Source organism: Brevibacillus sp. SIMBA_040 (genome assembly GCF_046535075.1).
GTDB lineage: Bacteria > Bacillota > Bacilli > Brevibacillales > Brevibacillaceae > Brevibacillus.
Map to the genome: position 1 here is coordinate 1 of NZ_JAWRXI010000423.1, position 233 is coordinate 233.

The 233-nt window shown below is 39.9% G+C and carries 1 protein-coding gene; it reads left to right on the forward strand.

The window, feature by feature from the left end:
- A partial coding sequence (locus SB752_RS33310; RefSeq protein ID WP_410719645.1) for a hypothetical protein occupies positions 1 to 233 on the forward strand: 233 nt, incomplete at both ends.

The following is a 233-nucleotide window of genomic DNA, read 5'->3' on the forward strand; positions in this document are numbered from 1 at the left end:
GCCCAGGCTTTCGTGATAATCCTGCTGATTACCCTGAAAAATTTGACTATCGGCAAGTCAAAGTCCTTGATCGCTTCGCTAATGAGTTGGGCTTAACTAATGATTTTGAGAACTTTAGAGAGGAACAGCGGCGCATTGCGGACTTGTTTACGTTTGACGTGATGCAAAACAACCTGAATGCCATGGATATATTAATTAACAGAAAAAAAGAACGTAAAAACTATCATGAAGTC